The 16,108-nt window shown below is 71.0% G+C and carries 20 protein-coding genes and 1 riboswitch; of the genes, 8 read left to right on the forward strand and 12 right to left on the reverse strand.

The annotated features are described in order from the left end of the window. Positions 1-17: 17 nt before the first annotated feature. Positions 18-1,067, reverse strand: coding sequence for a tryptophan--tRNA ligase (gene trpS / locus BM339_RS36335; protein ID WP_075023843.1), 1,050 nt, complete (start codon positions 1,065-1,067; stop codon positions 18-20). 224 nt (positions 1,068-1,291) lie between these two features. On the opposite strand from trpS, the gene BM339_RS36340 reads away from it, so the two are divergent. From BM339_RS36340 to BM339_RS36350, 3 genes are all read left to right on the forward strand, one after another. Beyond that, positions 1,292-1,780: a MarR family winged helix-turn-helix transcriptional regulator gene (locus BM339_RS36340; protein ID WP_075023844.1), complete on the forward strand. Its 489-nt coding sequence runs from the start codon at positions 1,292-1,294 to the stop codon at positions 1,778-1,780. A gap of 72 nt (positions 1,781-1,852) precedes the next feature. Beyond that, a complete protein-coding gene (locus BM339_RS36345; RefSeq protein ID WP_075023922.1) occupies positions 1,853-3,298 on the forward strand; it encodes an MFS transporter in 1,446 nt (481 codons plus the stop codon). A 19-nt stretch (positions 3,299-3,317) separates the two neighbouring features. After that, positions 3,318-3,794 carry a pyridoxamine 5'-phosphate oxidase family protein gene (locus BM339_RS36350; protein WP_075023845.1) on the forward strand — a complete coding sequence of 159 codons (477 nt, stop codon included), beginning with the start codon at positions 3,318-3,320 and terminating at the stop codon, positions 3,792-3,794. 279 nt (positions 3,795-4,073) lie between these two features. On the opposite strand, the gene BM339_RS36355 is transcribed toward BM339_RS36350, so the two are convergent. Genes BM339_RS36355 through BM339_RS36370 form a run of 4 tightly spaced genes read right to left on the reverse strand, consistent with a single transcriptional unit; the run spans position 4,074 to position 7,196 of the window. Further along, positions 4,074-4,982, reverse strand: coding sequence for a M56 family metallopeptidase (locus tag BM339_RS36355; protein ID WP_075023846.1), 909 nt, complete (start codon positions 4,980-4,982; stop codon positions 4,074-4,076). Further along, positions 4,979-5,362: a BlaI/MecI/CopY family transcriptional regulator gene (locus BM339_RS36360; RefSeq protein WP_075023847.1), complete on the reverse strand. Its 384-nt coding sequence runs from the start codon at positions 5,360-5,362 to the stop codon at positions 4,979-4,981. The genes BM339_RS36355 and BM339_RS36360 overlap by 4 nt, the downstream gene beginning before the upstream one ends. 38 nt (positions 5,363-5,400) lie before the next feature. Then, positions 5,401-6,072, reverse strand: coding sequence for a response regulator (locus BM339_RS36365; RefSeq protein ID WP_075023848.1), 672 nt, complete (start codon positions 6,070-6,072; stop codon positions 5,401-5,403). After that, positions 6,069-7,196 (reverse strand): sensor histidine kinase, encoded by a 1,128-nt coding sequence (locus BM339_RS36370; protein ID WP_075023849.1) that lies wholly within the window; start codon positions 7,194-7,196, stop codon positions 6,069-6,071. Before BM339_RS36370 ends, BM339_RS36365 begins: the two co-directional genes overlap by 4 nt. Positions 7,197-7,330: 134 nt before the next feature. Here BM339_RS36370 and BM339_RS36375 point away from each other — a divergent pair, with 134 nt between their 5' ends. Next, positions 7,331-8,500 carry a glycosyltransferase 87 family protein gene (locus BM339_RS36375; RefSeq protein WP_083598362.1) on the forward strand — a complete coding sequence of 390 codons (1,170 nt, stop codon included), beginning with the start codon at positions 7,331-7,333 and terminating at the stop codon, positions 8,498-8,500. Here the strand turns inward: BM339_RS36375 and bluB are convergent. The 4 genes from bluB to BM339_RS36395 form a co-directional block, all read right to left on the reverse strand. Continuing rightward, a complete protein-coding gene (bluB, locus tag BM339_RS36380) occupies positions 8,409-9,023 on the reverse strand; it encodes a 5,6-dimethylbenzimidazole synthase (protein WP_075023851.1) in 615 nt (204 codons plus the stop codon). The two genes, BM339_RS36375 and bluB, sit on opposite strands and share 92 nt — an antisense overlap. Positions 9,024-9,058: 35 nt before the next feature. Next, a riboswitch (cobalamin riboswitch) is annotated at positions 9,059-9,257 on the reverse strand. A 29-nt stretch (positions 9,258-9,286) separates the two neighbouring features. Further along, positions 9,287-10,576, reverse strand: a complete 1,290-nt coding sequence (locus BM339_RS36385; protein ID WP_143118751.1) for a hypothetical protein — start codon at positions 10,574-10,576, stop codon at positions 9,287-9,289. 66 nt (positions 10,577-10,642) lie between these two features. Beyond that, entirely contained in the window at positions 10,643-11,035 is a 393-nt protein-coding gene (locus BM339_RS36390) for a hypothetical protein (RefSeq protein WP_075023853.1), read from the reverse strand. Next, positions 11,032-11,307 carry a hypothetical protein gene (locus BM339_RS36395; protein WP_021593947.1) on the reverse strand — a complete coding sequence of 92 codons (276 nt, stop codon included), beginning with the start codon at positions 11,305-11,307 and terminating at the stop codon, positions 11,032-11,034. The genes BM339_RS36390 and BM339_RS36395 overlap by 4 nt, the downstream gene beginning before the upstream one ends. Before the next feature lie 298 nt (positions 11,308-11,605). Between BM339_RS36395 and BM339_RS36400 the strand changes: the two genes are divergently transcribed. Continuing rightward, on the forward strand, positions 11,606-12,853 hold the full coding sequence (locus BM339_RS36400; protein ID WP_075023854.1) for an NsdA family TPR-like regulatory protein: 1,248 nt from the start codon (positions 11,606-11,608) through the stop codon (positions 12,851-12,853). A gap of 175 nt (positions 12,854-13,028) precedes the next feature. Continuing rightward, complete coding sequence (locus BM339_RS36405) at positions 13,029-13,541, forward strand: DinB family protein (protein ID WP_075023855.1); 513 nt, start codon at positions 13,029-13,031, stop codon at positions 13,539-13,541. A gap of 49 nt (positions 13,542-13,590) precedes the next feature. On the opposite strand, the gene BM339_RS36410 is transcribed toward BM339_RS36405, so the two are convergent. Together BM339_RS36410 and BM339_RS36415 are read right to left on the reverse strand one after the other, a co-directional pair. Beyond that, a complete protein-coding gene (locus tag BM339_RS36410; RefSeq protein WP_075023856.1) occupies positions 13,591-14,031 on the reverse strand; it encodes a VOC family protein in 441 nt (146 codons plus the stop codon). Positions 14,032-14,081: 50 nt separating this feature from the next. Beyond that, positions 14,082-14,483, reverse strand: a complete 402-nt coding sequence (locus BM339_RS36415; protein ID WP_075023857.1) for a DUF6069 family protein — start codon at positions 14,481-14,483, stop codon at positions 14,082-14,084. Positions 14,484-14,848: 365 nt separating this feature from the next. Here BM339_RS36415 and BM339_RS36420 point away from each other — a divergent pair, with 365 nt between their 5' ends. Continuing rightward, entirely contained in the window at positions 14,849-15,265 is a 417-nt protein-coding gene (locus BM339_RS36420; RefSeq protein WP_021593952.1) for a cold-shock protein, read from the forward strand. Positions 15,266-15,317: 52 nt separating this feature from the next. Here BM339_RS36420 and BM339_RS36425 read toward each other — a convergent pair whose 3' ends face one another. Next, positions 15,318-15,635, reverse strand: coding sequence for a hypothetical protein (locus tag BM339_RS36425; RefSeq protein ID WP_021593953.1), 318 nt, complete (start codon positions 15,633-15,635; stop codon positions 15,318-15,320). Between the two features lie 288 nt (positions 15,636-15,923). Between BM339_RS36425 and BM339_RS50330 the strand changes: the two genes are divergently transcribed. After that, positions 15,924-16,088 (forward strand): hypothetical protein, encoded by a 165-nt coding sequence (locus tag BM339_RS50330; protein WP_177287867.1) that lies wholly within the window; start codon positions 15,924-15,926, stop codon positions 16,086-16,088. Positions 16,089-16,108 lie beyond the last annotated feature (20 nt).

Below are 16,108 nucleotides of genomic sequence, written 5' to 3' on the forward strand. Positions count from 1 at the left end.
CACCAGGACGCTCCACGCTAGGACGACATGGCGGCCCGGACCTCCTCCAGCGTGCGGTCCGCGATCTCGTTGGCGCGCTCGTCGCCCGCCGCGAGGACGCCGCGCAGGTAGGCCCGGTCGGCGGCGAACTCGGCGCGGCGGGCGCGCAGCGGGCGCAGGAACTCGTTCACCGAGTCGGTCACGACCTTCTTCAGCGCCGCCGCCCCGCCGCCGCCGATCTCCTCGGCCACCAGGCGCGGGTCGCGGTCCTGGCACAGCGCGGCGAGCAGCACGAGGTTGGACACCTCCGGCCGGGTCTCCGGCTCGTAGGTGATGTTCCGGTCCCCGTCGGTCACGGCCCTCCTGATCAGCCGGGCGGTCTCGTCCTCGGTGGCCCCGAGGGCGATGGCGTTGCCGCGGCTCTTGCTCATCTTCTGGCCGTCCATGCCGAGCAGGCTCGGCGCGGCCGACAGCAGTGCGTCCGGCACCGGGAACACCGGGCCGTAGCGCTCGTTGAACCGGCGCGCGATGGTGCGGGTGATCTCCTGGTGCGGCAGCTGGTCCTTGCCGACGGGGACGAGGTTCGCCTTGCAGGACAGGATGTCGGCGGCCTGGTGCACGGGATAGGTGAGCATCAGCCCGCTGACCGACGCCTGCCGGGACGCCGCGATCTCGTCCTTCACGGTCGGGTTGCGGCTCAGCTCCGAGACCGACACCAGCGACAGGAACGGCAGCATGAGCTGGTTCAGCGCGGGGACGGCGCTGTGCTCGAACATCGTCCCGGTGGACGGGTCGAACCCGGCGGCCAGATGGTCGGCGACGAGCCCCTCGATGTACTCCGACAGGTGCTCGGCGACGTCCCGGTCGGTGAGCACCTGGTAGTCGGGGACGAGAACGATCAGTTCCACGCCGGCGCGCTGGAGGCGCACGCGGTTGGCGAGGGTGCCGAAGTAGTGGCCGAGATGCAGCGGGCCGGTGGGCCTGTCGCCGGTCAGGATGCGGAACGACCCGGGGTCGTCCGCGATGCGTTCTTCCAGCTCGCGGCTCCGCGCTTCGGCGGCGCGCAGGCTCTCGGGGATGGTCTCCATGGGTCTCTCCTCGTCGGTTCCGGCCGTCTCGCCGGACCGGCCCGCGTCACCGAGGAAAGAGAAAGGGCCGTCCGGCGGACGGCCCGTGGCGTGCGTGAGTGTCGGCCGTCCTAGGACGGCCACCAGCCCAGACACGCGGTGCGGTTCATGGCGTCAGCATAGCCCACGTAATGCGACTGCCTATAGATAATCTAGAACGAAACCATCGTGGGTAGGCTGGACGCATGACGTCGATGGCCCCCGCGAGCACGCAGACGGACCTGTCCTTCCTCCTCGACCACACCGGCCACGTCCTGCGCACCCGGATGACGGCGGCGCTCGCCGAGATCGGGCTGACGCCGCGCATGCACTGCGTCCTGGTGCACGCGCTGGAGGAGGAGCGCACCCAGATCCAGCTCGCCGAGATCGGAGACATGGACAAGACGACCATGGTGGTCACGGTGGACGCCCTGGAGAAGGCGGGCCTCGCCGAGCGCCGGCCGTCGTCCACGGACCGGAGGGCCCGGATCATCGCGGTCACCGAGGAGGGCGCCCGGGTCGCGGCCCGCAGCCAGGAGATCGTGGACGGCGTCCACGAGGCCGCCCTCGGCTCGCTTCCCGAGGACCAGCGCGACGCCCTCGTCCGGGCACTGACCTCCCTGGTCAACGGGCATCTCGCGACGCCGTCGGAGAGCCCGCGGGCGGTGCGCCGGGCGCGCGAGCGGACGAAGTAAATCCGTCAGAGATAGTCCGCAACAAAACCATCTGCTACGGTTCCTCCTGTGTCCCTGAGACAGGAGATGACCATGTCCGCACCGCTCCGCTCCCGCTGGGCAGCGCTCGCCGTGCTGTCCGCCACCATGCTGATGACGATCCTCGACGGCAGCATCGTCACCGTGGCGACCCCCGCCATCCAGGAGGACCTCGGCTTCTCCCCCGCCGGGCTCAGCTGGATCATGAACGCCTACCTGATCCCGCTCGGCGGCCTGCTGCTCCTCGCCGGGCGGCTCGGCGACCTCGCCGGCCGCCGCACGCTGTTCCTCGCCGGGAACGCGGTGTTCACCGCGGCGTCCGTGCTGGCGGGCGCCGCCACCACGGCCGGCCTGCTGATCGCCGCCCGGTTCCTCCAGGGGGTCGGCAGCGCCCTCGCCTCCGCGGTCGTCCTCGGCATCATCGTGACGCTGTTCACCGACCCCCGGGAGCGGGCCAAGGCCATCGGGATCTTCAGCTTCACCGGCGCCGCCGGCGCGTCCATCGGGCAGGTGCTCGGCGGGGTCCTCACCGACGCGCTCAGCTGGCACTGGATCTTCCTGATCAACCTGCCGATCGGCGTCGCCACCGTCCTGCTGGCCCTCCCGGCCCTGCCCCGCGACCGCGGCATCGGCCTGAAGGCGGGCGCGGACGTGTGGGGCGCGCTGCTCGTCACGTCCGGGCTGATGCTGGGCATCTACACGGTCGTCAAGGTCGAGGGGCACGGCTGGATCTCCGCGCACACGCTGGGCCTCGGCGCGGTGTCGCTGCTCCTGCTCGCCGGGTTCGCCGTCCGGCAGGCCCGCGCCGCGACCCCGCTGATGCCGCTGCGCATCCTGCGCTCCCGCAACGTCTCCGGCGCGTACGCCGTGCAGCTGCTCACCCTGTCGGCGATGTTCTCGTTCCAGGTGATCGTCGCCCTGTACATGCAGCGGGTCCTCGGCTACAGCGCGCTCGACACCGGCCTCGCGATGCTGCCCGCGGCCGTCATGATCGGGGCGGTGTCGCTGTTCGTCTCCGCCCGGCTGTCGAACCGGTTCGGCGACCGGGCCGTGCTGGTGGGCGGGCTGCTCCTGCTGATCGGCGCGATGGCGTGGCTGACGACCGTCCCGGTGGACGCGGACTACGTGACCGACCTCCTGCCGGTGTTCCTGCTGGTCGCCGGGGCCGGGCTCGTCCTGCCGTCGCTGACCTCGCTCGGCATGTCCAGCGCCCGCCCCGATGACGCGGGCATCGCGTCCGGGCTGTTCAACACCGTCCAGCAGGTCGGGATGGCGGTCGGCGTCGCCGTGCTGACCACGCTCGCCGCGTCCCGCATCGAGTCCCTCCGCCTGGACGGGCGGGACGGCGCCGCCGCGCTCACCGGCGGCTACCACCTGGCGTTCGCCGTGTCGGCGGGCCTGCTGGCCGCCGCGCTCGCCGTCGCCCTGCTCGTCCTGCGCACCCCGAAGCCCGTGGTGGACGCCGCGGCCCCCGCCGAGACCGTCCCCACCAGCGCCTGACGCCCGAAGGAGCCTGACGATGACCGAGACGGCGAAGTACCGCCCCGGCCAGGGGCCCGGCCCGAAACCCGTCACCGAGGACGACCTGGCCCGCCTGCTCGGCGAGCAGCGGTTCGCCGTCCTCGCCACCAACAAGAAGAACGGCCACCCGCACCTGTCGACCGTCGTCTACACGTGGGACCCCGACGAGCGCGTCGCCCGGATCTCCACGACGGCCGAGCGGGCGAAGGTGAGGCAGCTCCGGAACGACCCGCGCGCCGCGCTGCACGCGTCGAGCGCCGACCACATGGCGTTCGCCGTCGCCGAAGGCACCGCCGACCTGTCCGGCGTGAGCGAGGAGCCCGGTGACGCGGCCGGGCGCGAGCTGCTCGCGATGACGCCCGGCTTCGACGATCCGGCCGACGAGCGCGCGTTCCTGGACCAGATGGTGAAGGACCGCCGGCTGGTGATCCGCCTCCGCGTCTCCCGCCTCTACGGGACGGTCATCGCGGACTGACCGATGCCGGGAACGAAGCACCAGCGGAGCGGAAAGCAGCGACCAGCCCCCTTTGTCGGGGGGCGTCCCCCCCAGATACGGCACTGACCGATGCCTGGAACGAAGCGCCAGCGGAGCGGAAGGCAGCGACCAGCCCCCTTGTCGGGGAGTCTGGGGGTCCTCCCCCCAGACAAGGCACTGACCGATGCCCGAAACGGAGCACCAGCGCAGTGGAAGGCAGCGGCCAGTCCCCCTTGCCGGACGGTCTGGGGGTCGTCCCCCCAGATAGGACGCTGACTATCAGTGGGGCAGGACGAGGAGGACGAGGGGGAGGCCGGCGATGACCGGGACGGCGACGGTGGCGGCGAGGCGGGTCCGGCGGGACAGCGGCTGGGGCTCCAGCAGCCGGTTCACCCGCGCCATCACCGGGATGTCGCTGCGGGACGCGACGCCGAGCGTGCCGGACGGGGCGTTGGCCGGGCGGGCGGCGGCGAACCGCAGCAGCGCCGTCGCCAGCTCGCGCGGCGGGCGGCCGTGCCGGGCCCGGTCGTCGGCGGCCATCTCGATCAGCAGCTCCACCGCGTCCAGGCACCGCCCGACCAGCCGGAACTGCGGGAACACCTGGCGCAGCGACGCGAACGGCAGCAGGACCAGGTCGTGCCGCTCGCGGGCGTGGGCGCGCTCGTGCGCGAGGACCGCGGCCAGCTCGCCGTCGTCCAGCAGCTCCAGCGTCCCGGCGCTGACGACGACCTTGGACGAGCGGACCCCCGGCACGCAGTACGCGGCGGCGCCGGGGTGGTCGAGGACGAGGGTGCCGGGGACGGCCGAGTCGCGCCGCGACACCAGCGCGAGCAGCGCCCGGTGCCGCCGCCGGGCCCGCATGACCCGGGCCACCGCGAACATCAGCATGACCACCAGCACGCCGGCGAGGCTGATCGCGCTGAGCAGCGCCGCGACCTGCACGGCGTTCAGCCGGGCGGCCTGGTCGTCGTAGAGGCCGGGCAGCCCGCCGAGCACGCCCTTGCCGTACGGGAGCAGGGCGAGGCCGAGCAGCGCGCCGATCGTGGCGACGCCCCAGCACAGCCCGAGGGCCTGCCAGAGCGCGATCCCGATGCGCGGTGTCCGCCACGTCCACCGGGCCCGGGACAGCAGGTGCGCCCCGCCGACGGTCCCCAGTGAGATCAATGCGAGCAGGGCGGTGCCGGTCATGCCGGAGGTTCCTTGCCCGTGAGGCCCGCGAGGGTCTCCCGAATGACGTCGATCTCGTCCCGCGAGACCGACCGGACGAAATGGGCGAGCGCGGCGTCCCGGTCGCCGGTCTCGTTGAGCGCGCCCAGCATCAGCTCGGTGACGTACATCTCCCGGCTGGCCACCGGGTGGTAGCGCCAGGCGCGGCCGTCGCGCTCCCGTTCAAGGAAGCCCTTCTTGGCGAGCCGGTCCAGGACGGTCATGACGGTGGTGTGCGCGAGGTCGCGGTCGCCGGCGAGCGCACGGCTCACGTCACGGGCGGTCGCCGCCTCGTGGCCGGCGTCCTCCCGCGCCCAGAGGACCTCCATGACCGTGCGTTCAAGCTCTCCCAGACCCTTCACGCATTCCAGATTATCCGACCGTCCCGGAGGGGACCACGTCAGGTAGTACTACCGCCCGTAGGGGGCGTGACCAGGCCCAGCTCGTAGGCGGCGATGACGAGCTGGACGCGGTCGCGGGCGCCGAGCTTGGCCAGCAGCCGCGCGACGTGCGCCTTCGCGGTCGCCACGCTGATGTACAGCTCCTCGGCGATCTCCGCGTTGGTCATGCCGCGCCCGACGAGCGTCAGGACCTCGCGCTCGCGGTCGGTGACGCCGTCGGCCCGCCTCGGCTCCAGGGCCGGTTCCGATCTCGGCTCGGGGCGGGCGGCGAACTCCGCGATCAGCCTCCGGGTGACGCTCGGCGCGATCAGCGCGTCCCCGTTCGCGACGACGCGGATCGCCGCGAGGATCTCCTCCAGCGCCATGTCCTTGACGAGGAAGCCGCTCGCGCCCGCGCGCAGCGAGCCGTAGACGTACTCGTCGTCGTCGAACGTGGTCAGCATCAGGACGTGGGCGCCGGTGATCCGGCGGGTGGCCTCGATGCCGTCCATGTCGGGCATGCGGATGTCCATCACGACGACGTCCGGCGCGGCCCGCTCGGCGAGCGCGACCGCCTCGGCGCCCGTCCCGGCCTCGCCCACGATCTCCATGTCCGGGGTGTCGGCGACCAGGACGCGCAGCCCGGCCCGGATCAGCGGCTGGTCGTCGGCCAGCACGACGCGGATCGTCATGCCGCCGCCGGCGCGGGGATGCGGGCCGCCACCCGGAAGCCGCCCTCCGGACGCGGCCCGGCGGTGAACTCGCCGCGCAGCAGGGCGGCCCGCTCGCGCATCCCGGTGATGCCGTACCCGGTGCCGACCATGCCGCCGTGCCCGTCGTCCTCGACCTCGATCGCGAGTTCCGCGTCCCGGTAGCCGATCGTCACCCGGCAGCGGTCGGTGCCCGCGTGCCGGACGACGTTCGTCACCGCCTCCTGGACGATCCGGTATGCCGACAGGTCGACGTCCGGCGGGAGCGGCCTCGGCTCGCCCTCGGTCCGGAGGTCGACCGTGACGCCGGCGTCCATCGTGGCCTCGGCCAGCCGGGCGAGGTCGTCCAGGCCGGGAACGGGACCGAGCGGCGCCGCCCCGGGGTCGTCCCTGCGCAGCGCGGTGAGCATCCGCCGCAGCCCGGACAGGGTGTCGCGGCTGGTGGCCTCGATGGCGTTCAGCGCGTTGCGGGCCTCGGCGGGCTGGGTGTCGATCACCCGTCCGCCCACGCCCGCCTGGATCGCGATGATGCCGATGCTGTGCGCGACCATGTCGTGCAGCTCCCGCGCGATCCGCAGCCGCTCGGCCGCGACCGCCTGCGCGGTGGCCTGCTCGCGCAGGGTCTTCGCGTGGGCGCGCCGCACGCGGACCGAGTTCCCCGTCATCCAGGTGACGGCCATCGCGAGGACGACGGCCATCAGCAGGACGTCGTCGGCCGACAGGAACGCGGCCACGGACAGCCCCTGCACGGCGAGGGTCACGGCCGCCACGCCGAGGGACACCCGCTGCGAGCGGGTCGCCGCGATGTAGCAGACCGCCAGGTCGGTGAGCAGGATCTGCAGGCCCGCGATGGCCCCGATCTGCATCTCCAGGAGGCCGACGGTCCAGGTGAGCAGCAGGATCGCGTGGGCGGGCAGCGGGTGCCGGGTCAGCAGTACCGCGACCAGGACGGTGAGCAGGACGGGAAGGAGGATCTCCAGACCCGCGTAGCCCTGCCGTCCGCTCCTCAGCGCCACGTAGACGACGACCGGGTACAGGACGGCCCCGGACCACAGCAGCGCCGTCCACGCGACATGGCGCGCTCGGCTCAGCGGAAGGGCGGACATGCGCCGATCGTAACCGTCGGCCCTTCTCCGGCACATTGGCCTGGAGGCTTAATCCTCCGGGCTACAAGCGCCCCTCGTGAATGTGTCCGGCGGCCCGATGCCTGTGAAAGGGGTCGGCCGACACCGTTATTCGCATGAAGCGCTGGGTGTCTCTGGTTCTGGCTCTCGAAATCCTGGGAATCGTGGTCTTCTCCGCCGTCTACGACTCGCTGGATTTCCGTATCTACTGGCTGGGCGGGGAGGCCGTGACGGACGGCACGCGCCTGTACCGGGAGCAACTCGCCGACCATTGGTTCACCAACACGCCTTTCATGGCCGCATTGTTCACTCCCCTCGCCGCGCTGCCGCTTACCTTCGCGCGAATGCTGTGGCAACTGGCCGCCCTGGCGGCGTTCGTATGGGCGTGCACGGTGACGGGGAAACTGGCCGGCCGCCGAGTCTCTCTCACGCTCGCGGTCGCCGCCGGCCTGCTGCTCGAACCGGTGTGGCATTCGTTCTTCCTGGGGCAGGTGAATCTGTTCCTGCTCGCTCTCGTCCTCGCGGACATGCATCGCGTCGCTCTCGGCCGTCCCGCCGGGATCGGTATCGGCATCGCGACCGCGATCAAGCTGACACCGGCCGTCTTCGTCGTCCTTCTCCTGCTGACGCGACGCACGAAGGACGCCGTCACGGCCGCCGCGACCTTCGCCGTCTGCACGCTGCTCGCCTACGCCATCGCACCGGACGCGTCCCGCCTCTACTGGCTGCACACCTTCTACGACACGTCCCGCGTGGGCGTCCCGTACATCAGCAACCAATCTCCCTATGGGGCACTGACCCGCATATTGAGAGGAACGGCCGAGGTCGGAGACTGGTACACGGCCATCCCGCTGACGATCGGCGCTTTCGGGCTCCTGCTCGCAGCCGCGTGGGCCAGGCGGGGCGACTGGCTGAGCGCCACGGCGGTGACCGGCGTGACCGGCCTTCTGGTCTCCCCCATCTCGTGGGCTCATCACTGGGTCTGGGTCGTCCCCGTGCTGGCCGTACTCCTCCGCGACAATGACCGAAGGGCCGCCGTCTGCGGCTACATCCTCTTCGTGTTGTCACCGCTCTGGTGGACGCCCCACAACGGCGACCCGCGCCAATACGGCCTCCATTTCCTGACCCCGGTCGCCAACTGCTACCTGCTGGCCGGCGTGTTCTTCCTGGCCCACATGGCCGTCCGGCTTCGGGTCACCAGCGGTCATGGTGAACGGCGGCTGCCAGAGGACGCCGCTGACGCCAGCCGTGCCGTTCGAGATCCGGGGTGGGTTCGAGATGGGTGACCGGGCCGACGCACAGCCACGCGACCGGACGGATCCCAGCGGGAACGCCGAGCAGGCGGCGAAGGTACGGCTCCCGGTAGAAGGACACCCAGCCGACGCCCAGCCCTTCGGCGGTGGCGGCGAGCCAAAGGTTCTGGATGGCCAGGCAGACCGAGTACAGCCCCGCGTCGGCGATCGCGTGCCTGCCGAGGACCGCCGGGCCACCGCGTTCCGGGTCGTAGGTGACCACGATCGACAGGCCGGCCTCCAGCACCCCGTCGATCTTGATGCGGGCGAACCGCTCGGCGGCGTCCCCGGTCAGCGTCGCGGCGAAGGCGGCGCGCTCGGCCTGGACGTGCTCGTGGAACGCGGCCCTGATGCCGGGATCGCCGACGAGGACGAAGTCCCACGGCTGGGACAGTCCCACGCTCGGCGCCGCGTGCGCGGCGGCCAGGATCCGGCCGAGGACGTCCTCCGGAACGGGCGCACCGGTGAACTCGGCGCGCACGTCGCGGCGGCGGTGGATGGCGTCATAGACGTTCATGGGCAGGCTCCCGCTGCGACGGGCCGCCGCGGACGGCGGCCGTGTGGAGCGAGGCCGGTCTTCGGACTCCCGGATCAACGCTCGACCGCCCGCCTTCCCGGCCTTCCGGCCAGTGGCCGCGCGTATCGTACGCGCGTGGGCGGCTGCTCCCCGGTCACCGCGGCGGGCCCGTGCCGGATTCGCACCGGCTTCCCGATTCTCCCCAGATGGGGCACCCCGCATCAGTTCATGCCACCTGGCACCCTACTGGGGGCGACCGCTCCTCAGAAGGCGACCACCTTGGGGTAGTGCCGGATGAAGTCCGCCCGGGTGATGCCCGCCTCGGACGCGTCGATCGCGATGGCGATGTATCCGCGGCTCGCATGGAGGGACCACTCGCCGCCCGCGTCGCGATAGGCGTTGAAGGCGGCGGCGAACTCCTCCGCCGTCCCGATGACGGCGTCGGACAGGTAGGCGGCCGAGCCCTCGTCGGAAAGCGGGGAGGCGCCCAACCTGCCGACCGATCCGAGCACGCCAGTCTCCGCGGCGGCCGAGAAGAACCCCGCGAGTTCGTCGGCGCTCGCGGCGTCGGGAGCGATGAGGTGCACACCGCACGCCCTCTCCGGCTCGTCGTCCCCGTCCCGCGACCAGAGCGCGTAGTAGACGCTCAGCATGTACAGGACGGCGTTCCTGTCCCGGCCCGCCAAGCGCCGAATCAGCATGGTCTTGCCGTCCGACAGCGCGAACCCGGCGGCGACCTGCCTGTCGTCGAGCTCCAGGTCGAAGACCCTCCGCATCGCCTCGGCGGCCAGGCTGAACGCCTCGACCTGCTGGTCGGAGTGCTCGCGCGGCTTGAGCTTCTGGGCGTCCGGTGCGTACGAGACGGAGACCAGCGGCGCCTGGGCGAGCGCCACCCCGCCGACCACCATCAGATCCATCAGCCCCTCGATCCGGAACGGCCTGCTGACGTCCACGAGCGTGGTGACCCCGACCATGAGGCTGCCCCAGTTGTGCGTCACCCTGGCGATGTCGTGTTCGACGGGGACGTCGCGCCACGCGTGCATGACCGCGCCGTCGTGCCGGACGTCGACGCTCACGCGGTCCCCGTCGATCGACGCCGACAGGGCCGGAAGCGGAGGGAGCGGCCTCGACGGGAACTCCAGCCCGAACCCGAGCCGCGCGAACGGCTCCAGGTTCGCGACCCGCCACCCGCCGTCCTCGCGCAGGAGGGCGTACTCGTAGGTGGGGTTGACCAGGAAGAGGGGCATTTCGCCAGGCAGCAGCCGGAAGCAGCCCGCCCGCCACGTGACGTGCGGCCGCCCGGCGGCCTGGAGTTCCGTGGTCTGGAGCCCGCCATCGACCCACGCGGGCGGGCGGCACCGCTGGTGGTGCAGCGCCGCCGCCGCGAACCCGTCCTCCGCCCGGACCTCCAGCGCGGGCTTTCCCCAGCGCCCGAGGGACCGCCCGCACGTCTGGCAGTCGACCGGCCGGAGGTTCACGTCCAGCTCGGCCAGGGCGCGCGGGCCGAGCCGCTCCCGGGTCACCGGGTCGATCCGCATTCGGGGAGTCGCCATCGTCCAGCCTTGTCCGTGTCGGGGGCACCACTGACAGTGCTCAACGATCACAGGATTCGCCGTGGATCACCACCCCTCAATGACCACGAACGAGCCGAACAGCCGCCGCAGCAGGCCGCCCCGGGGCCGCCGCTCGATCCGCCTCGCCCGCACGGCCGGACGCCGGGTCGGGGGCCCGGTGGGCACGGCCGGACGGGACGCCCGGGGAGGTGGGGGCGTGCCCCGTCCGGCCGTGCGGTTCTGAAAGGACGCGTACCGGCGGGCGTGAGCGCGGCGGCTCAGCCCGTCCAGCAGGCGTTCGAGCGTGGCCGGGTCGGGCGCCTCGACCAGGCGGTCCCCGGTCATCGCCCACCAGCTCCCCGTGTACTCGCCCAGCCAGACGCAGCAGCCGGGGAACCTGCGCGCCAGCCCAGCCGCGATCCGCTCGGGGTCGATCTCGGCCATCGCCCAGGGGGTCACCGGCCCTCACCGGCCAGGTGGCCGAGGACGAACACGGCGGCGTCCGTGACCCGGTCGGCGGGCGCGATCGGCTCGCCTCCGGACGTGAAGTACCAGAGCCGCCCGCCGTCCTCCGGCCGGACGCGGCAGGAGATCGTGTCCTCGACATGGCCCTTGGCCTGCGCCTTCCTCACCCGCAGCCCGCGGGAGTCCAGCCCGACGTCGAGCCTGCGCGCGGACAGATGCGCGGCAAGCGCCGCGAGACGCAGCTCGGGGGTTCTACCATCGTCCACAGCCAGGACACCTCTTCCTGGTCAGGCCCCGACCCACACGGTGTTCGCGCACCGGGTCGGGGCCGCCTTCGTCTTCGGAGGCAGGACAAGCATCAACTCGCCCCGCGACTCTGAGTAAATCGGCGTCACAGGGAGCGAGAAAAGATGAGAATGCGGAGACAGACCCGGAGACACCCGGAGACTCGAAAGTCTCCGGGTCCACAAAAGGGGGCACATGCCGATGACTGCCCAAAATCCCCCAATGTGGGCAGCCCGCCTCCGCGCCGAGCGTGAAGCGCGAGGCTGGAGTAAACACGAGATGGCCAGGCAACTCCTGAGAGCGGACGGCCTGAAGAAGGGAAACCCGGCCAACCTCGCACGTCAGATCTACGACTGGGAAAAGGGACAGAACTACCCTCGCGACTGGGCCCACGCCTACGCGAAAGCGTTCAAATTAGACCCTTCAGACCTCTTCTCAACCGGCCCGGGAAAAGAGGCATCCTCTACCTATGACCCCCACCACGACTTCGAGGACGACGAAGTGAAGCGCCGCGCCCTTCTCGGCATCCTCGCCACCACCGCAGCAGCGGCCCCGGTCACCCAGCTCGGTTACGACGCCGAACGTCTCCGCGCCATCCTGACCGGCACGCTCACCACCGGAGCCACCACCCGCGACGCCGACGCATGGGAGCAGGTGGTCTACGACTACGCCCGCGAGGCCGGTTTCGTGCCGCCCCGGCAGGTGCTCCCGGAGATGCTCGCCGACCTCGCCGAACTCGACCTGCTGATCTCCCGCGCCACCAGTGCCGCACGACCACGTCTCGTGAACGCGGCGGCGCATCTGTCGATGTTCACCGCCATCTCACTGATCGGGCTGGGCGACGTGCGCAGCGCCCGTCGCTGGTGGCGCACCGCCATCCGCGCCGCCGACGAGTCCGGCGACCCAGACTTCGGAGCGCTAGCCCGCGGGCGTCATGGGGTGCTCGCGCTGGTCGACGAGGGAAACGAGCCATTCGTCCTGCACACCGCCGACCAGGCCATAGCGCTCGCAGGGAAGACGCCAGGCGCAGGGTCGGCAGGCGCTCACTCCGCCAGGGCACAGGCACTGGCCAAGATGGGGCGGCATGCCGAGGCTCAGGCCGCTCTGGAGGACCTCCAGCGGGCGTTTGATCGTCTTCCCGACGGCGTTCGAGACAACCAAGACTCCGTTCTCGGATGGTCGGTCCAGCGACTGCACCACACCGCCGCCTACGTACACACCCACACTGGCGAGCATGACCGTGCTCATCGTGCCCAGGACGATGCGCTGGCGTCCTACACGTCCAAGAGCGTGCTCGGGCCCGCACAGGTCGAGATGTACCGCGCGACCACCCTCATCCAGGAAGGCGACACCGACACTGGCGCCCAGCACGTGATGAAGGTCTTGGAGGGTCTCCCCGCCGGACACCGCAGGACCCACACCGTCCGCAAGAACGCCGTAACGGCCCTCATCCAGACGTCTTCCAAGGACGCTCGCAGGCCCGCCGTTCGAGACGCGTACGCCAGGCTCGCCACCGCTGCGCACTGATCTGGGCAGGCGAGGAACGGCCCGGCCAGAAGAACGACGAAACAGCGCCGCACGCGGCCGCCGAGTGAGACGGCGGCCGTGCGCCGCTCCGCCGTGGATTCAGGACAGGATCTGGCCGCTACGGTCTCTAGCGTGGTCGTTGACCGATGGAACGACGACCACGAAGGCGGAACTTATGGAGCTCACCGGGGAGCGGGCCGATCTGCTCGCGATGCTGGCCAAGTACCGGCACTTCCTGCGGTTCACCACGCGTGACCTCGGCGACGAGCAGGCCGGGCTGCGGACCACGGCCAGCGAGCTGTGCCTGGGCGGCCTCATCAAGCACGTCACCGGCGTCGAGCGGGGCTGGGCGGAGTTCATCGTGGAGGGCCCGTCCGCCATGCCCGACTTCACCGCGATGACCGAGGAGGACTTCGCCCGCCGGGCCGAGGAGTTCCGGATGCTGCCCGGCGACACGCTGGCCGGTGTGCTGGACGCCTACGACGAGGTGGCCCGAAGGACCGACGAGCTCGTCACCACGGTGCCCGACCTGGACGCCGTCCAGCCCCTGCCCAAGGCGCCGTGGAACACCGAGACGCACTGGTCGACGCGCCGGGTGATCCTGCACATCATCACCGAGACGGCGCAGCACGCCGGGCACGCGGACATCATCCGCGAGTCCCTGGACGGCGCCAAGAGCATGGGCTGAGCCACCGCGCGGCCGGCTCCCCCTCACGGAGCCGGCCGTGGGGCGGGCATCAGCCGAGTTCCTGGGCCAGCCCGACGACGATGTTCTCGGGGCCGCGGACGTAGCAGAGCAGATAGACGTCCTCGTATCGGACGATCTCGCCGACGAGTTCGGCGCCGTGGGTCTTCAGGCGGGCGACCGTGTCCTCGATGTCGTCGACGGCGAACATGACGCGGCGAATGCCCAGCGTGTTCGCCGGCGGGTTCTCCGGCTCCGGCCTTATCGCCGCGGGCTGATGGAAACGCGCCAGCTCGATGCGGCCGCCACCGTCCGGGGTCCGGAGCATGGCGATGTCCTGCTCGACGTCGTCGAGCCCGATGACCCGTTCCGCCCAGCGACCTTCGAGCGGCCCCTTTCCCTCAAGCTCCATGCCGAGTTCCGTGAAGAACGCGATGACGGCATCGAGGTCGTCCACGACGATGAGCACGTTGTCCATCCGCTTGAGCGCCATACGCCCGAGCGTACGGAGGCCCGCCGACAATTCCATGGCGGTCGATGGGATCAGGCGGAAAGGCGGCGGGCCACGGCCGGGATCACGATCGCGGCGGCGACCACGTGCGTCAGCATCAGCAGCATCCTCGTCGCCGCGGACGCGTCCGCGAGCACGTCCGGCACGAGCGACAACGCGGTGAGCGCGATCGTGGTGCGGACGAACGCCGTGCGCGGACGGCGGGCCACGTGAGCCAGCACCAGCGCGAGCGCCAGGCCCACCGCGGAGAAGAAGGCGGTCAGCACGGCGAACATGGGCACCGGGATGGGCTTCCCGCCGATGTCGAGGCTGATCCCGGCGAGCTCACCCGCCGCGGCGACGGTCGCGGTCACCGCGGAGGCGACGGCCGCGGCGGTCAGGCCGCCGATGATCAGCGGCTTCGCGGGAGCGGGGACGGTGGTGGTGACGGACATCGTGAACCTCCGGTGTGCGGCGACCGGCCGTTGCCGGTCTCTCACCTTGGCTACGAACGGGCCCGACACCTTTCGACACCACCGCGGAAAGGAATCTGGAGAGGTGCTCACACCGACCGAGTCCCCGGTGACAGGTGCAGAACGCGGCGGGCGCCGGGTAGCAGCGGCATCGACTCCCTGCTTCGCTTTGATCACTTGTCGTTGTGGCCGCCGCCGCGTTTGTCACGGTGCAGGCTTGGCGCTTGACGGACGAGGTCATCTAGCAGCCCGCAGGCGGTCCGGCCGCGCCGGCAATCCCATGGCGGTCGCTGCGATCATGCGGTTACGCTCGGGCAGGAACGCCGCTGCGAAGGAGGCTTCCGTTCATGGCCGAGGGCAGCGTTCGGTGGTTCAACGATGAGCGGGGATTCGGCGTCATCCAGCAGGACGGTGGCCCCGAGCTGCGTGTCCAGTACCTCGATATCCAGCGCAACGGGTACAAGACCCTGGAGGCCGGGGAGCGCGTGTCGTTCGACGTCAGACGCGACGTGCACGGACTTCACGCCGTCACGGTCACTCCGCTGGGAACGTCGGCCCCACCGCCGCCCGCCCCGCCCCCAAGGCCGACCTCGACGCCGGTCCCCGGCTGGCGACGAGCACTCGGGCACGCACTAATGGCGCTCTGCATCGCGTCCTTCGTGGCCTTCTTCGTCTCAATATTCATGAGCATCGAGTGGGGCGCCCTGTTCCTACCTTCCGCCTTCGCCCTGGGCTACCTGAGCGTGACACTCACCGGCGACTAGAAGACTGCTGAAACTCTTGCGAAAGGAGGCGGTCGCCTCCCGCCGTAGCGGCTCAGTGGGCCGACACGGGCTCCAGCGGCTGTTCCGATTGCTCGGGAGGCGGGGCGTGGACGAGGACGCCGGGGGCCGTGTCCCGGCTGGTCAACCGGTTGGCGTAGATGATCACGACGACGACGGCGACGAGGACGGCCATCAGGCCGAAGACAACGTCCGCGGCCCGTTCCGGACCCAGGCGCGCGACGATGTAGCCGGCGCAGAGGGCGCCGGCCGCGGCTGAACTGCGGCTGATGAAGCTGCTCGCGCTCGCGACGCGGGCGAGGAGTTTCGGGTCGATCTCCCACGCCTGGTAGAGATTGAGCGCGACGTTCACGTTCGCGCCGACGAAACCGCAAGGCCACGTTTCAGGGCGCTGACCACTCCGGTCTCTTCCAGTCTGCTGGCCTCGAATAACCGTGATGGCCGATCCAGGCCGCCCGCGCCACGTGCCTCACCGTCGACATGAACCCGAGATTAGCGAGTCATTTCAGATCCAGGGGGCGGCGGACCTCAGTCCAATAGCGGGCCTACTCCATCAGCACCGCGCCGGCTCGTGGACGATCGCGGCCCTGCCGGAGAAGACGGGATGACACAAATCTGAAGTGCTCATGTGCTTGTCTCTGTGCAAAGGTTCGTCGACATCGAGGTGACAATGCGGCTCATCACGTCTGCCCTGGCCGTCAGCGCGTTGGCGATCGGCATGGTCTTCGCGGCCGGCCCGGCCAACGCCGATTCCCCTTGGGAAGCGCCCGGCACTGGCTCCAGCGACTACCTGCCGTACGACTAGACGCGAGGTCGGTCGGGGCG

Origin of the sequence: Actinomadura madurae, from assembly GCF_900115095.1 — a bacterium.
In the GTDB taxonomy this organism is placed as follows: Bacteria; Actinomycetota; Actinomycetes; order Streptosporangiales; family Streptosporangiaceae; genus Spirillospora; species Spirillospora madurae.

Bases quoted from the DNA above. Each gene is read 5' to 3' on its own strand.
- trpS (WP_075023843.1), bottom strand. From the start codon at position 1,067: ATGGAGACCATCCCCGAGAGCCTGCGCGCCGCCGAAGCGCGGAGCCGC.
- BM339_RS36340 (WP_075023844.1), top strand. From the start codon at position 1,292: ATGACGTCGATGGCCCCCGCGAGCACGCAGACGGACCTGTCCTTCCTC.
- BM339_RS36345 (WP_075023922.1), top strand. From the start codon at position 1,853: ATGTCCGCACCGCTCCGCTCCCGCTGGGCAGCGCTCGCCGTGCTGTCC.
- BM339_RS36350 (WP_075023845.1), top strand. From the start codon at position 3,318: ATGACCGAGACGGCGAAGTACCGCCCCGGCCAGGGGCCCGGCCCGAAA.
- BM339_RS36355 (WP_075023846.1), bottom strand. From the start codon at position 4,982: ATGACCGGCACCGCCCTGCTCGCATTGATCTCACTGGGGACCGTCGGC.
- BM339_RS36365 (WP_075023848.1), bottom strand. From the start codon at position 6,072: ATGACGATCCGCGTCGTGCTGGCCGACGACCAGCCGCTGATCCGGGCC.
- BM339_RS36370 (WP_075023849.1), bottom strand. From the start codon at position 7,196: ATGTCCGCCCTTCCGCTGAGCCGAGCGCGCCATGTCGCGTGGACGGCG.
- BM339_RS36375 (WP_083598362.1), top strand. From the start codon at position 7,331: ATGAAGCGCTGGGTGTCTCTGGTTCTGGCTCTCGAAATCCTGGGAATC.
- bluB (WP_075023851.1), bottom strand. From the start codon at position 9,023: ATGAACGTCTATGACGCCATCCACCGCCGCCGCGACGTGCGCGCCGAG.
- BM339_RS36385 (WP_143118751.1), bottom strand. From the start codon at position 10,576: ATGGCGACTCCCCGAATGCGGATCGACCCGGTGACCCGGGAGCGGCTC.
- BM339_RS36400 (WP_075023854.1), top strand. From the start codon at position 11,606: ATGGCCAGGCAACTCCTGAGAGCGGACGGCCTGAAGAAGGGAAACCCG.
- BM339_RS36405 (WP_075023855.1), top strand. From the start codon at position 13,029: ATGGAGCTCACCGGGGAGCGGGCCGATCTGCTCGCGATGCTGGCCAAG.
- BM339_RS36410 (WP_075023856.1), bottom strand. From the start codon at position 14,031: ATGGCGCTCAAGCGGATGGACAACGTGCTCATCGTCGTGGACGACCTC.
- BM339_RS36415 (WP_075023857.1), bottom strand. From the start codon at position 14,483: ATGTCCGTCACCACCACCGTCCCCGCTCCCGCGAAGCCGCTGATCATC.
- BM339_RS36420 (WP_021593952.1), top strand. From the start codon at position 14,849: ATGGCCGAGGGCAGCGTTCGGTGGTTCAACGATGAGCGGGGATTCGGC.